This is a genomic window from Amycolatopsis sp. cmx-4-54, assembly GCF_046548895.1.
GTDB lineage: Bacteria > Actinomycetota > Actinomycetes > Mycobacteriales > Pseudonocardiaceae > Amycolatopsis.
The window spans coordinates 285769-298422 of sequence record NZ_JAEBEJ010000001.1; the positions used below are offsets into that span (position 1 = coordinate 285769).

General features: G+C 70.1%; 15 protein-coding genes. 13 read left to right on the forward strand and 2 right to left on the reverse strand.

Annotated elements, in window-relative coordinates; translation table 11 throughout:
• The first annotated feature begins 59 nt into the window (after positions 1–59).
• On the forward strand, positions 60–521 hold the full coding sequence (locus ACLJQ7_RS01400) for a hypothetical protein (protein ID WP_410646258.1): 462 nt from the start codon (positions 60–62) through the stop codon (positions 519–521).
• A gap of 43 nt (positions 522–564) precedes the next feature.
• On the opposite strand, the gene ACLJQ7_RS01405 is transcribed toward ACLJQ7_RS01400, so the two are convergent.
• The gene (locus ACLJQ7_RS01405) at positions 565–987 is read right to left on the reverse strand and encodes a hypothetical protein (protein WP_410646259.1); all 423 of its coding nucleotides are present in this window, start codon (positions 985–987) and stop codon (positions 565–567) included.
• A gap of 321 nt (positions 988–1308) precedes the next feature.
• Here ACLJQ7_RS01405 and ACLJQ7_RS01410 point away from each other — a divergent pair, with 321 nt between their 5' ends.
• The 8 genes from ACLJQ7_RS01410 to ACLJQ7_RS01445 all read left to right on the forward strand — a co-directional run bounded on the left by ACLJQ7_RS01410 (position 1309) and on the right by ACLJQ7_RS01445 (position 9011).
• Positions 1309–2091, forward strand: a complete 783-nt coding sequence (locus tag ACLJQ7_RS01410; RefSeq protein ID WP_410646260.1) for a GGDEF domain-containing protein — start codon at positions 1309–1311, stop codon at positions 2089–2091.
• Positions 2092–2307: 216 nt separating this feature from the next.
• Positions 2308–2781, forward strand: a complete 474-nt coding sequence (locus ACLJQ7_RS01415) for a hypothetical protein (RefSeq protein WP_410646261.1) — start codon at positions 2308–2310, stop codon at positions 2779–2781.
• A gap of 205 nt (positions 2782–2986) precedes the next feature.
• On the forward strand, positions 2987–3946 hold the full coding sequence (locus ACLJQ7_RS01420) for a hypothetical protein (RefSeq protein ID WP_410646262.1): 960 nt from the start codon (positions 2987–2989) through the stop codon (positions 3944–3946).
• A gap of 603 nt (positions 3947–4549) precedes the next feature.
• Positions 4550–5062, forward strand: coding sequence for a hypothetical protein (locus ACLJQ7_RS01425; protein WP_410646263.1), 513 nt, complete (start codon positions 4550–4552; stop codon positions 5060–5062).
• 629 nt (positions 5063–5691) lie between these two features.
• Complete coding sequence (locus tag ACLJQ7_RS01430; RefSeq protein WP_410646989.1) at positions 5692–7494, forward strand: ParB/RepB/Spo0J family partition protein; 1803 nt, start codon at positions 5692–5694, stop codon at positions 7492–7494.
• Between the two features lie 620 nt (positions 7495–8114).
• A complete protein-coding gene (locus ACLJQ7_RS01435) occupies positions 8115–8351 on the forward strand; it encodes a hypothetical protein (RefSeq protein ID WP_410646264.1) in 237 nt (78 codons plus the stop codon).
• A gap of 84 nt (positions 8352–8435) precedes the next feature.
• Positions 8436–8678, forward strand: a complete 243-nt coding sequence (locus ACLJQ7_RS01440) for a hypothetical protein (RefSeq protein WP_410646265.1) — start codon at positions 8436–8438, stop codon at positions 8676–8678.
• A gap of 96 nt (positions 8679–8774) precedes the next feature.
• The gene (locus ACLJQ7_RS01445) at positions 8775–9011 is read left to right on the forward strand and encodes a hypothetical protein (RefSeq protein WP_410646266.1); all 237 of its coding nucleotides are present in this window, start codon (positions 8775–8777) and stop codon (positions 9009–9011) included.
• 376 nt (positions 9012–9387) lie between these two features.
• Here ACLJQ7_RS01445 and ACLJQ7_RS01450 read toward each other — a convergent pair whose 3' ends face one another.
• Positions 9388–9567, reverse strand: a complete 180-nt coding sequence (locus ACLJQ7_RS01450; protein ID WP_410646267.1) for a hypothetical protein — start codon at positions 9565–9567, stop codon at positions 9388–9390.
• Between ACLJQ7_RS01450 and ACLJQ7_RS01455 the strand changes: the two genes are divergently transcribed.
• The 4 genes from ACLJQ7_RS01455 to ACLJQ7_RS01470 all read left to right on the forward strand — a co-directional run bounded on the left by ACLJQ7_RS01455 (position 9566) and on the right by ACLJQ7_RS01470 (position 12331).
• Positions 9566–10276 (forward strand): hypothetical protein, encoded by a 711-nt coding sequence (locus tag ACLJQ7_RS01455; RefSeq protein WP_410646268.1) that lies wholly within the window; start codon positions 9566–9568, stop codon positions 10274–10276. The genes ACLJQ7_RS01450 and ACLJQ7_RS01455 overlap by 2 nt on opposite strands.
• A gap of 98 nt (positions 10277–10374) precedes the next feature.
• Complete coding sequence (locus ACLJQ7_RS01460) at positions 10375–10647, forward strand: hypothetical protein (RefSeq protein WP_410646269.1); 273 nt, start codon at positions 10375–10377, stop codon at positions 10645–10647.
• Positions 10629–11294 carry a PP2C family protein-serine/threonine phosphatase gene (locus tag ACLJQ7_RS01465; RefSeq protein WP_410646270.1) on the forward strand — a complete coding sequence of 222 codons (666 nt, stop codon included), beginning with the start codon at positions 10629–10631 and terminating at the stop codon, positions 11292–11294. Before ACLJQ7_RS01460 ends, ACLJQ7_RS01465 begins: the two co-directional genes overlap by 19 nt.
• 68 nt (positions 11295–11362) lie before the next feature.
• Positions 11363–12331, forward strand: a complete 969-nt coding sequence (locus ACLJQ7_RS01470; protein WP_410646271.1) for a bifunctional DNA primase/polymerase — start codon at positions 11363–11365, stop codon at positions 12329–12331.
• Positions 12332–12654 lie beyond the last annotated feature (323 nt).

The following is a 12654-nucleotide window of genomic DNA, read 5'->3' on the forward strand; positions in this document are numbered from 1 at the left end:
GTCTGCAGCAGCACCAGCACGCTCACGCCCGTTTCGTCAATCTGTGAGGAGAACCGACAGTGGAAGGCACGGTCACCGAGCTCGCGTTCCTGCATGAGCTGATTCGCGCGAACCGCCCGCCGGGCCACCGCCATGGCCCGACGGTCCGAGACCCTCGCCACGTGGTCTACCGGCCCGTCTACACCACTCTGGCCGCCCAGGCACACGGTGAGCGGCCGGACTGCTACCAGGTGTTCCTCGGCCGCCATCTGCTGGGCAGCGTCACCCGCTTCGTGTGGGGTGACTGGGGTACCTGGCGTGCAGCGGACGGACGCGGCATGCCCGTGCAAGACACCCGTGCCGCGGCTGCCGGTCAGCTGCTGGATCTGGCGCGCACCAACGAATACCGGTGTCCCCGCACATGGAACGCTCCGGCATGTCCCGGCTCCCGCGACCGGGTTCACCGCTGCTACATCGCCCCGCTGGGGTGCGAGCACTCGTGCGAATGCGTGTGCGGCACCTACTGGTGGGCACCGCGGTAAGCGCACCACCGACGCGGCCGCCGTTCACCTGAGTGAAGTACCGCTAGCGGCGCGGATCAGCGGGCACCACGGGACGGGAACGGAGCGCCGTCACCAACATGTGCCGCGCGCTTGTCGTCTCGGCCGCAGGACCGGACTCGAGCTCATCCCGGCGCCCGGACCAGCCGTGCGGAACGACATCCGGACGTGACTGCAGCGCGGCCCACGGCCGGTCAGCGTCTGTCCGAGCCCACTCGAGGATCACGTCGGCGTCCTCGCCGAGAATGGCCGCGGCCAGTAAATAGACCGCCAGCAGGCGGTCGGCATGGGCTGCGAGGTAGGCGTCAGTCGGCCCCACGCGGGCGACGCCGGAGGCCTCGATCAGCGTTCGCGCCCGATCCTCGGCCACGGACGCGCTGATGCATTCGATCATGCAGCCCGGCCCGTAGATCTGCTCGATCAGGCCGCCCTGGTCTCTGCCCGCCATCGCCGCTCCCGTTCCCCTCTGCGTGCGCTCGCCGCGTCAAGCCTCTCGCACACGGCTGCCGCCTGCCACAGGTGACCCGGCGGCCGCACAAGCCGGGCAGTCCCGCCCCGGCGGCGTCAAGGGCACCTTTCCGCTCGCGCCGCCCCGGTCACGAGCGGGTCCCTTGACGCCACCGGAATCGGGACTGCTGGCCAGGGAACGCGTCCGCGCGGGACCCGCCGCAGCCGCTTGCTGCCCTGGTCTCGCTGTCACCGGGCGGAACAGGCCCTGGGCTTGAGCCGCCCGCGCCCGCGTACCGGGCGCGTTCCGGGAGCCCACGTCATGTCCTCGTCCTTTCTGCTCGCGCTGATCAGCGCCGTAGCCCTGTCCGTACTGGTCCTGCTCGCCCGCGCGCGCCGCGCACTCGGCACCACGCGCCGCACCAACGTTGTACTGCGGGCGGAGAACGCTCGCCTGAGCGCCGAGAACACGCGGCTGCGCAGCGACACCGTGACCGGCCTGCTGCTGCGCAAGCCATGGACCGACGCCGCCAGCGCAGTGCTGCCGTTCCTCAGCCAGCCCGCGGTCCTGTTCGTCGACGTCAACAAACTCAAACCGCTCAACGACACGATCAGCCACCGCGCCGGTGACCGGTTGCTGCGCGAGATCGCCGACCGGCTGCGAGCCCAGCTGGGGGAGAAGGCACTACTGGGCAGGATCGGCGGTGACGAGTTCGTAGCCCTCCTGGACCTGGACGCCATCGGCAACTGGCAGACAACGCTGCGATCGACCGTCACAGCCTGCCAGGTCGAAGTGGCCGGCAAAGTCTGCGGCGCGGCATTCGGACTCGCCCGCCCGATCGACCTCGCCCGGCGAGTCGACGCGACCAGCACACCGACCCGTGAGGCAGTCCGGGCGGCGAGCGGTCGACTGGACCGGCTCATGCACGCGGCCGATCTGGCGATGAACCGGGCGAAACAGCGCTGCCGCAGCGAGAATCTCGTCGTCGCTCTGGAGCTCTACGGCTCGGCTGACCCCGTCGTCCCGCTGACGTTCGACCCCGACCCGTCCGATCGTGCCCGCGACGACAGTCACGGGGCCGGCATCGCGCACACGCACCCGTGACCGCGCCACGCGGCGGGTCTCCCGGGCGGCCATCTGGCCCGGGACACCCGGAGGCCCCGGACCGTGCCAGACGACGCCGCGGAGTGCCCGGGCGCCGGCCCCGGGCCGAAGTCGCAGGCGCTCCGCGGCGTCGCCCGGCCAAGCCCGTCGTGCCTCCGCGCACCCCGCGAGGCCGCACCTGCCCGAGCGCGTCGGGCTCAGCACCTGGAGCAGAACATGGGAAACAGTCCACACGGGATGCTCGCTTACGGCTACGACCTCGGCGGAGGCGACACAGGCTGGTACATCAGCAACCTCACCGAGTCCGGCCAGCTCGACCTGAGTTGGCACTTCGACGAGTACGACGACTTCGTCGAGCAGGCCGAAAAGCGCCTTCTGGAGCGGATCACGGGCTTCACCGAGACCGACTGGACGGTCGAGGGATACCGCGAGCGCCGCGACGCCGCCCACGACACCGTCGGGGTCACCTTCACCGCACACGGCGACATTCAACAGCCGTCCTACGCCTTGACCGCTCACGTGATCGACGTCAACTGGGAGAGTCCCGCCCAGGTCCGGTTCGCCGACCTGGAGCGGCGCAGGCTGAGCAGGAACTGGGACAGCCGGCTTGCCCGAGCGCTGAACATCCTCGAGATCATTCCGCGGCAGCAACGCCCCGCCTGGTTGCTGATGACGTCCGGTTCGGACTGACGCCCCAGCGCCGGGGCGCACCAGACTGGCCGACTCCCCAGCCGACGCCGCTCCAGGTCGACGAGCCGGAACACCCTTCACCGCGCGCGATGTCACATCGTCGACCTGGAGCGGCCCGGCCGTCGTCGGCCGGTGCCGGTGGCGCCCCCGGCACCGGGGGCGCCACCCGCCACCCTTCAGGTGGCCGCCAGGAAGGCGCAGTTCATTGGGTTACAACACCACCTTCTGGGGCTCGATCACCATCGACCCGCCACTCAACGAGCACGAGCAAGCCCATCTCAACGAGTTCGCCCAATACGGCCTGCCTGCCACCGTGACCACATCGGACGGTGCCCTCGCCGCGGCCACCCCTGGTCTCGCAGCCGAGAACAAGCTGCCCACCTCGGCATGCCAGTGGATCCCCACCGACTCCGGCGACGCCTTGGAATACGACCAAGAGGAGAAGTTCTACGACGGCGCCGACTGGATGGTGTACCTGATCGACACCTTCCTCAAACCCGGCGCCGGCCTGCAGCAGGACCTGGCTCGCCGCCCTCCCGGCTACGAGTTCGCCGACGCCGTGGAGCACTTCACCTTCGACCACTCGTGCAACGGCGTGATCGACGCCCAAGGCGAAGACGCCGACGACCGGTGGCGCCTCATCGTGCGCGACAACGTCGTCTCCGTCCAGGCCGGTGACGTCACCTTCCCCCGGGAGACGGTGCTCGTCTCCGGACGACGCACGCGACCGTCCGGAGATCCAGCACCCGCCACCGCACCGGGTGAGCACGCACCAGTACTCCGGCTGATCGCGGTCCTTCCCAACGGCAAAGTAGCCGCCTGGTCCGACCCGACACCCGAGCGGCCCCCCGACGGGAAACTGCCCAGCCCGGAGCTGCCCTCCACGCTCACCGAGATACTCGACAGCAACGACCTAGTGGTCCCGCAAGCCACTCCGATCGTGCGATTTGATCTGGCCCCGCCGTTGTCCGCACATCTGCTGCTGGAATCCGGGATCGACCCCTCCGCGGCGCTGCCGTACAAAACCGTCCTGCAGGACGGCCACCGATCCCACCGATACACGAGTGATGACCGGCACCAGTTCTGGTCCCTGGAGTGGGTCAGCATCGACCTGTTCACCGAATTCGCCAGCCAGGTGGGCGTCCTCGTTCAACTGACCTGCTGATCGACTCGCCGACCGCAGCGCCGCGATGCCCGCCACGGAATCCGGTGGCTCCGGCCCGCGATGACCCGGCTGGGGACGCGCGCACCCTGACCGACTCCGCGCCGCGTGCAAGGACGTCAGCCCGGCCGCCGGGGGAGTGGGCCTCGCTGCGCTCGGCCGCACTGCCCTGGCGCCGCGGGGCGGCCGGGCTGACGTCCTTGCACAGCCGCCATCGGGCGCCGGCCGGACGGTCGCTGTCCCCGGCGCGGGAAAACGTTCACCCGCCGCCGTCGCCGCCTCGCGCAACCGCTCACCTCACGCGGGGCAAGCCCAGGAGGTCCCTCGATGAACACCCCATCCATCAAGTATTTCCACACGTTCGGACCGTGTGTCCGATGTGGACGCATCGCGGCACACCTCGAAGAACATCCCCGTGTGCTCCTGGTCGTCCACCGGGACGGCTTCCCGCCCTGCCCCGTTCGGCAAGGCGAGATGCCGACCCCCGCCCCCGGGACCCGGCAGCCGCGCCAGCCCTGAACCCCGCGGGACGTGGCTCATCCGGCCGAGGTGACTTCGGCCGGATGAGCCACATCTCGAACATCCCCCGATCCAGAAAGGACCGTCATGCCGCTCTATCTGCCCGCGCCGGAATCCGCCCCGCGCGGCCCCGATGGTCGTGGCTGGAACCGCCTCACCCTCGGCGCGCACTACGGACGCCCACCAGCCCAATGCGCGCTGCGGCCACGCACCTACCCCACCCTGCACGAAACCCTGCGAACCACCGAGCTGGCCACCTTCGGCTACCACGGGCGCTGCGTGCGCCACACCTCACCGCAGTACCCCGACTGCCGGACCTGCCCGGTCTTCACCGCGGCACCGACCACACTCGACAGTCCACACAACCGAGTCCTCGTCCGAATCGAACACCGAACCGTCGGATTCGGACTCGCCACGCTCACGCTCGACATCCCGTATGTGGTCGCCGAGCCCGACCAAGGCTGGGACAGCCCCCGGGACCAATGGTCGTGGGACGCCTTGGCCCGCATCACGGGATGGCGCCCCGGTCGGGAACACCACGACCACCACTCACCGGGCTTCTGGCTGGAGCGCTCAGACCCTGGTTCCGCCGGGAGGTAGTCCAGGAAACGCCGCGCAGGCACTATCTCGTGGATCGGCTGCGCGCCAATGCTCCGCACCCGTCGAGGCCCACCGTGTGAGTACATCCGGGGCCACGCCACAAGAACAGGCTCGTACAACCACGCCCCAGTGCCACCGTGCGCCCCGCGCCACGCCCGCTGACCGTGGTGGAGCGGCAGATAGCGCGGCACCGGATCGGCCCCAGTGCACGTCGATGGTCGACGCCTTCCGCGCTACACGGAACGCGTGGCGTCGCGTGGCGAAAACCGAGCTGCACCAACCGATCGGCAACGGCAGAAGCGCTACGGCAATCGCGCGACGTCCGTGGTGCGGGACTTGCACTCTAGCACGCGCGTCGCGCCCAGGCCCCCAACGCCAAGGGCCCCGACACGGCTGAACCAGCCGCGGAATTCCTTCAGCGTCGACAGATCCGCGCGGCTGGTTCACCCGGCTGAAGCAGCCCATCCCGGTGGGGCCTGGGCGCGGCGCGCGTGCATGACCGAGTGCGTCCCGCACGAGGACGACGCACGGATTCCGCGAAAAACCCGTGCGACGCACCAGCGGTAGCCCGGCAGTCGGCACAGCGCCGGGCCCGCGAACCCACGAGATGGAGCATGCCAGTGACCACCATGGAGAGCCCGGCCGTACTCGACCGCGACGTGCCTCCGGCACCGGTCGTCGAGACACCTCCCGCGGTGTCCGGGCCGGCGACCGACGCTACCGCGGCCGCCGTCGAGGAGGCCTTCGCATTGACCAGCGTCACCAGCCCGCCGTTCGGCGGTGCCGAACTGCTGGAGGTCAGCCCGGACGAGTTGTCCATCGGCGCGAACACCCGCCGCGATGTCGTGCTGGACAAGGACTTCGTCCGCAGCATCGGCCGCCACGGCGTGCGCGAGCCGATCCGTGCCTACCGTGACAGCAACGGAACGCTGGTCGTGCACGACGGGCAGCGGCGGACACTCGCCGCGCTCAAGACCAAGCGAGAGATCGTCCGTGTCATCGTCGAACCACTGCCCGACACCGACGAGACCGAGCTGGAGCGCACCCGGATCGTCGACCAGGTCGTGGTGAACCGGCACCGCCTCGACATCACCGGCGCCGATCAGGTCGGGGCAACCCAGCAGCTGCTGGAGCTGGGCTTGGACGCCCGAGCCATCGCCCGGGAATGCTCGATCCCCCTCAAGGAAGTCGAGACCACCGTTCGGGTCGCCAAGAGCGACCTCGCGCGCAAGGCCCTCGACGAAGGCACACTGGACCTCACCCAGGCCGCGGTTGTCGCCGAGTTCAGCGACGACGACGAGGCTGTGGCGTCACTGACCGAGTGCGCCGCCCAGCGACCGGAGCAGTTCGACCACCAGGCGCAGCGGCTGCGGGACCGCCGCGAGGAGAAGCGGCTGCGTCAGGAGATCACCGACAAGCTGACCGCCGAAGGCATCACCGTCGTCGACCGGCCCGACAACCTCTCCTTCGGCAAAGCACGCAGGCTCACCGACCTGCGCGCCACGCCGACGTCGAAGCCGGGCATCAAAATCACCCCGAAGCGACACGAATCCTGCGCCGGACACGCCGCCTACCTCGACTACCACGGCTGGAAGCCGGCCGACGAGCGCGTGATCGTCACGCACATCTGCACCGACTTCGCCGGCCACGGTCACGCCGAGCGGAACGCAGGCGAGGGCAAGACGACGTTCTCCTCCAGCACGACCGGTCGGGTTGCCGGGCCGATGAGCGAGGCGGAGAAGGCGGCCCGACGCACGGTGATCAAGAACGGCAAGGAGTGGGACTCCGCGGTGAAGGTCAGGACGAAGTTCCTGAAGTCCTTCGGTGCCCGCAAGACCGCACCGAAGGACGCTGCTTCGTGGATCGCTCAGATGTGGGCCGAAGGCGGCACCGACCTGCGCAAGGCGATGGAAGCCGACCACGAGCTGGCCGTCACCCTGTTGAACATTAAGCCGAAGGCGGGGCGCACCCGCTACAACCGGAAGGTCACGCACCCCATCGCCGAGGCGGCGGCCAAGGCTACCCCTGGCCGGGCGACGATGATCAACCTGATGATGCTGCTGGCCTCGATCGAAGCGGGAACCGATCGGCGCCGCACCTGGGACACCCCCACGGCCGCGCAGGTCTCCTACTTCACGCAGCTGCGGTCGTGGGGCTATGCGCTCTCGCCCGTCGAAGAGATGGTCGTGGCTCCTCGCGACACCGCGGTGGCCACCCCGATCACCACAGACACGACCGAGACCGCGTTCCCCGGCAGCGAGGACGGCAGTGGGACGACCGGCGAGGAGTCCGAGGAGGCAGACGACCCGAGCGAGCCGACCACCACCGGCGACGACGAGCCGGCCGGGCAGGGCGACTCGATCACCGATGCGAGCGAGAGCGTCAGCGATGTGGTGACCGACCCCGGCCACGACGTGGACCTGGCGGCGTGACCTGAGGCTGGTGGGAGCGCGTCGGACGCTCCCACCAGCAGCCACCAGGAACACAAGTGAGTGCTATCAACAAAAGGAGATGTCGGCCATGTCATCGGGGAGACACCAGAGCGTGACCCCGGTCGAGAGAACAAGGCCCGACCGGCGTCACGTCTTCAACTGGGTGATCCAGCTCCTCACGGTGCTGGCTGCCTTAAGCCACGAGTTTCTCAGGCTGCTGGCTTAGGCATGGGGCGGCGTCCGCTGGGCGTCGCCCTCACTCGTCATCGTAACCAGGTCCACTTCCGGATCGAGTACGCGGACTCGCAACGACCGGAGGAGCGTACGTCGCCGTTCAATTCCGCCTGCTCTGTGCAGCAAAGGTGCCCGGCAACAAGTCGTCCGTACTGATGCGCAGACCGCAGCACCGTGTTCTCTGGTGCGTCGCGGCTGACGCACGAGATCACCACACCGCGCAGAGACACGCGGCGATGAATCCGCCCGGCCGGTCGGGTGACGGTCCTCGCTGCGCTGCGGGCCACCCGACCGGCCGGCCGGAACCCCCGCCGTCCTCCGGACCTCTGCGCGGCCTGGTGACACCACGGGCTGTCAGACACCACCGCTCAGAGAGGACCCGGAACATGGGGCGACACCGCCTCAGCAGCTCTCCAATCGATGTCGTACTCAGCCTGTGGGCGCACGTGCTCATCGCCGTCGACGACACGCTCACCGCGATCACCCGCCGCCACTCCGGGACGTTCCGCTGTGACCACTGCGACGTGTCGTGCACCTACACCAACGTCAGCCGCCGGGAATTGCGCGACGGCCGCGCCTTCGCGGCGGACCACTCGCGCCACCGACTCGCCCTGCCCGCGTAGGGCCCTCGCGACGACCGGGACCGGCGCTCGCCATCCCCGTGCGCCGGTCCGGTCGTCCTGGAACCCCGGAGGGAGCTTCTGACCATGACGCTCAACGGCTGGACCGTCTACACGATCGTCGACCGTCGCGACATCGCCGTTCGCACGCTCAACACGGTCGCCGCGGTGGCGCGGTTCTCACCGAGCCGCATCACCGCGGAACTCGACCTTCTCGACGCTGCGACCGGCGCGCCCATCGCCACCGTCTCGAACGTCATCCGCCGCGACATGACCACCTTCACGCTCTTCGCCGACCAGCACCTCGAACTCGCCACCGAGTCCCGATAGCCGCACAACGCCGTGCCGCCACGCCGGCTGCCGCCCGCCGGTCTGCCGCGCACATCCCCGAACCCCCGTGCCCGAGGAACAGGAAAGGACCTTGCCGTGGCCGACAAAGCCGAGTACGACCCGAACGCCGCCTACGACACCTGGATGCGCTCCCGCGAAACCGCGGCCGACCGGGCCATCGACGCGGACGCCATCGCGGCGATGAACGCGAACCCGGATGCGCACGCCGCGCAGTTCAGCCACGCAGGCGAGCGCTACTGGGCGATCCCCACCAGCTCGGACGAGTTCGTGATCCGCACAGACGCCGAATACAACCCCTTCGAGAACCTCTGACGACCGACCGGCACCTACCTCGGATATTCAATCGAGATCGATTGAATATCCGAGGTAGATGCCGGTCGGTGCTTGTCCTGCCGGATAGCCGTGGGCCCCCGGTTCAGAGGCGGGGCATGAGGCGAGGCCTTCTCGCCTCATGCCCCTGAAGCACCGGCGGGACACCGGGAGCGTGCGCAGGGGGTGGAGTCGGCCCGGCTGTGTGTCCGCAGTGCGCTTGCGCCGCCGACCAGCGGGGGCGCGCCACGCCTTCACCGGGCGGGCCCTGGATCCGCAGCCGGGGTGATGACCGCGGTCAGCCGAGCACGCCCAGGCGGGGCAAGCGCCGATGCCACCCCGGCCGCCGCCGAGTGGGCGAGACGTCGCCTCGCTGCGCTCAGCCGCGTTCCGCGAACTCGCCGCCCGGCGGCCCTTCGGGGGTGGCCCCGCCGTCGCGGGCCAGGGCACCGACAGCGCCTACAGCGCCGGACACGGGTACCGGTGCCCCGGCCCGCGACCCCGCTACCCGGGCGTGCTGCTTCCCGGCGTCCACCACCCCGACGCCGGAGGAATTCATGCACGCCGATCTCGTCGTGAACCAGGTCCACGAGCTGACACAACCGCAGGCCCATGCCCTGCGCGACGCCATCAAGCTGCGTCGTCGACTGCTCAACGACGCGACCAACGCCCTGTACGCCGCCCTGGTCACGGTCGGAGCGCAGGTCACGACCCGCGACATCATCAACCCCGCCCGGTACCGCGGGCTTTCCGGCACCGTGCAGGCCAAGAACGGCAAGTACGCCACCGTTCTCCTGGACGAAGCCTCCACCGCCAAGCTGGCCAGCCAGACTGGCCGCAACCGGGTCTGGATGCCCGAAGGCACCACCAGGCACTCCCTGGACGGCATTCCCGTGGAAACCCTGGAAGTCCGCGACGCGCCTGACGGTTTCGGCGAACTCGCGAAATTCCTGATCAACGAAGCCGCCCCGGAACTGCTCACCTCCGTCGACGCTGCCCGCAAGCAGCGCCTGCGGGCCCTGGCCGCTGACATCGGCGAAGGCGATCCGGTCATGGTCACCGACGTGACCCCGAAGTTTCTGGCAGGGCTGACCGGTGCCGTGAAGTCGGTCGACTATGCCGGCGGCACCTGCGTCGTGTACCTCGACGAGAACTCCACCAAGCAGCTGCGCCTGGAAGACAGCCCGCGGTACCCGGTCGAGGCCAGCGCCACGACCTTCCCGCTGCGGCTGGGATTCGAACAGATCCTGCTCACCGGCGGTCTCTGACCCGCCTCCTTGCTCCCCGGTGCTGGCGGACGTGCTCCGGCCCGCCAGCACCGGGGCTCCACCCCGTCACTTTTCCTTGCCTGCTTGGGAGAATCACCATGCTCCACGTGCTTCGCGACACCACCGGCCAGGCCCTGCACAAGGTCGCCGTCGTCCAGCCCCGGCCCGACCGGCCGCCACGGGCGCTGTGCGGACTGTGCGGCTGGTCGGAAACCGCCGACCCGCCCGGTGACACGCCGAAGCGTGCGCTTTCGCACGCCAGCACCTGGAACGACCGGCATCGTGGCCGGTGTTTCATCGCGGCCGCGCCAGCCTCACCGGCAGCCGCCGTGTCAACGCCGACCATGCCGCCGTGTTCGTCGACGACGTGACCGGCGAGGTCACCGCGTGGGCGGTCGCTGACGGCATCGGCGACAACCCTGAAGCGGCCGCCGCCGCGCGGACTGCCGCAACCACCGCCGTGCGAGCCCTCTACGGCCGGGGCCTGGACCCCGCCGCCGCGCTGCTCGCCGCCCGCCACGAACTCCTGAACCGCCAGCCGGACGGCGACACCGTGATGGTCGTGGCCGCCGCCCGCGCCGGCGGCGAGGGCTACGAACTGGCGTGGGTGGGGGATTGCCGCGGCTACGAGCTTCGCGACGGCCGCCTGTGCCAGCTGACCACCGACCACACCGTGGCCGAGGAAGCACGTGCCTGGCTGCGGGAGGCGTACTCCGTCCACGAGCCGCCGCCGGGCTGGCACGCCCATCACCTCCCGCGATGGGAGCACATCGTCACCACCACCGTCGCGACCGCCTCGGCAGCCACCATCGGCCGAGCCGCCACCCGGGATCACACCACCCGGCTCCTGCTCACCACCGACGGTGTGCACAAGCACGTACCGCACGACACGCTCACCACTCTCGCCGCCGCGAGCGACGTGCGGACCGGTGCGCACCGGATCGCCCGCGCAGGCACGGAACACGGAGGCCACGACAACGCGACCGCCCTGCTCGTCGACCCGGTGGTGACCCCGTGAGCAGCGGTTTCCTCCTGCACGGCAACCCCGCCACCACCTACTCTCACAAGCCAGGGAAGGAGGACACCATGGACCCCAGAAGGAGCGCGGGAACACCGGCTCGGCAACAGAATCCACCACCGCGCCTGAACGCGGCGCTGGCTGCCGCCCGCCGCGGCTGGCCGGTCTTTCCCCTGCACCCGTACTCGACCTTCCCGGCGGTCGAGGACTGGGATAACGCCGCGACCACCGATGCCGACGCCATCACCGAGATCTGGTCACAGGCCGCCTACAACGTCGGGATTGCCTGCCGGCGCGCCGGTCTCGTGGTGATCGACCTCGACCCGGCACGCGGATCACCCGCGCCACCGGAATGGGCCGATCTGGGAGTCACCCACGGTCGTGACGTGCTGCGCATCCTCGCCCAGCGTGCCGGTGAACCCGAGCCCGTCAACACCTACTCCGTGATCACCCCGGGGAAGACCGGACCGCCAGGAACGGGGGAGCACCGCTACTTCACCGCACCCGCCGGGGCCACGCTGCGCAACACGGCCGGAGACCGCGGCAACGGACTCGGCTGGCACGTCGACACCCGCGCCGACGGCGGCTTCGTGGTGGCGGGTGGATCGGTCCGGCGGGTCAACGGCCGCCCGCGTCTCTACCACGTCATCCGGGATCTGCCGGTCGCTCCGCTTCCTCGTTGGCTGGTTACCGAACTGACACCACCGCCGCCGCAGCCACGGATCCCGCTGCAACTGCCCCGCGGCACGCGCCGCGACGCCTATGTGCGAGCCGCCGTGGTCAACGAGGCAGCACACGTCGAGCACGCGCAGCCGGGAACCCGCGCAGACACGCTGTTCGCCGCGGCGGCCGCGCTGGGGGAGCTGGTCGGCAACGGACTGCTTGACGAGCAGACCGCCGAGACCGCGCTGCTCAACGCCGCCCGCCACCACGACGGGGTGCAGAACTGGAACTCTGCCGAGGCCCGGCGCCATGTGCGCAACGGCCTGGAGCGCGGGAAAGCCAACCCGCGGCCGCTGGACGGGCTCACCGCCTGACCAGCCCGCAGAGCCGCGGCGCCGCTGGACTTCCGCTAGCCGGTTGTCGCCCGACAGTACCGGACCGTCGGGCGACAACCCGTGCGGCGTCACCAGGCTTCAGCGGCAGGCGCCGGGTGCTGTGCGGGCCCACGGCCCTGGCTCCCGGAACCGTGCGCCTCGCTGGCCCTGTCCCGCCCGGGTCTGGTCGCTCATCGGATTCCCGACCTGGACCGCCAGTGGATCGCCCGAGGGCAGTACACCGCAGGAGGGGCAGGCGGCGATGAACCTGGGCCAGCCATTCCGGTGAGACAGGCCCCCTCCGGGGGTCGCCTGCGGCGATC

Bases quoted from the DNA above. Each gene is read 5' to 3' on its own strand.
- ACLJQ7_RS01405 (WP_410646259.1), bottom strand. From the start codon at position 987: ATGGCGGGCAGAGACCAGGGCGGCCTGATCGAGCAGATCTACGGGCCG.
- ACLJQ7_RS01410 (WP_410646260.1), top strand. From the start codon at position 1,309: ATGTCCTCGTCCTTTCTGCTCGCGCTGATCAGCGCCGTAGCCCTGTCC.
- ACLJQ7_RS01415 (WP_410646261.1), top strand. From the start codon at position 2,308: ATGGGAAACAGTCCACACGGGATGCTCGCTTACGGCTACGACCTCGGC.
- ACLJQ7_RS01425 (WP_410646263.1), top strand. From the start codon at position 4,550: ATGCCGCTCTATCTGCCCGCGCCGGAATCCGCCCCGCGCGGCCCCGAT.
- ACLJQ7_RS01430 (WP_410646989.1), top strand. From the start codon at position 5,692: ATGGAGAGCCCGGCCGTACTCGACCGCGACGTGCCTCCGGCACCGGTC.
- ACLJQ7_RS01435 (WP_410646264.1), top strand. From the start codon at position 8,115: ATGGGGCGACACCGCCTCAGCAGCTCTCCAATCGATGTCGTACTCAGC.
- ACLJQ7_RS01440 (WP_410646265.1), top strand. From the start codon at position 8,436: ATGACGCTCAACGGCTGGACCGTCTACACGATCGTCGACCGTCGCGAC.
- ACLJQ7_RS01455 (WP_410646268.1), top strand. From the start codon at position 9,566: ATGCACGCCGATCTCGTCGTGAACCAGGTCCACGAGCTGACACAACCG.
- ACLJQ7_RS01450 (WP_410646267.1), bottom strand. From the start codon at position 9,567: ATGAATTCCTCCGGCGTCGGGGTGGTGGACGCCGGGAAGCAGCACGCC.
- ACLJQ7_RS01460 (WP_410646269.1), top strand. From the start codon at position 10,375: ATGCTCCACGTGCTTCGCGACACCACCGGCCAGGCCCTGCACAAGGTC.
- ACLJQ7_RS01470 (WP_410646271.1), top strand. From the start codon at position 11,363: ATGGACCCCAGAAGGAGCGCGGGAACACCGGCTCGGCAACAGAATCCA.